The sequence below is a fragment of the Streptomyces aculeolatus genome (assembly GCF_020400605.1).
In the GTDB taxonomy this organism is placed as follows: Bacteria; Actinomycetota; Actinomycetes; order Streptomycetales; family Streptomycetaceae; genus Streptomyces; species Streptomyces aculeolatus.
The window spans coordinates 1-499 of record NZ_JAINRD010000100.1 but is presented as its reverse complement, the minus strand read 5'-3'; the positions used below and the strand labels follow the sequence as shown (position 1 = coordinate 499).

Annotated in this window: 1 protein-coding gene; it reads right to left on the bottom strand. The window is 68.7% G+C overall.

Annotated features, from left to right (window positions below):
- On the bottom strand, positions 1-499 hold a 499-nt coding region (locus LG396_RS38880; protein ID WP_225798327.1), incomplete at both ends, for an acyltransferase domain-containing protein.

The window sequence follows — 499 nt, the reverse complement described above, 5'->3', positions numbered from 1 at the left end:
GCCAGCTCGGTGAAGAGGCTGATGCCGTCGTCGGTGGTGAGGTGGGTGATGCCTTGGTGGAAGTGGACGGGTTGGCGGATGTGCTGGGCCCAGTAGGTGGGGTCGTGGTGCTGGTCGCTGGTGGCGGGCTGTCCGGTGATGTTGGAGATGACGGGGATCTGGGCGTCGCCGAGGGTGTGGCGGTTGAAGAGGTCCGTCAGGTGGGTGGTGAAGGTGTCGAGGATCGGCTCGGTGTGCGCGGTGTGGAAGGCGTGCGCGACCTTCAAAGCCTTGGTGCGGATGCCCGCCTCGGTCAGCTCCTCGGCGAGTTCCCGGAGCGGCTGGTGCGGGCCGGCGACGGCGAGGGACGTGGCGGAGTTGTACGCGGCGATGGCCACGTCTTCGTGGCGCTTGAGGTACGGGGTGAGGGTGTCGGCGTCGGTGTTGACGGCGAGCATGCCGGTGCCGTCGGGGAGGGTGTGGAGCAGCTTGGCGCGGGTGGCGACCATGTCGGCGGCCA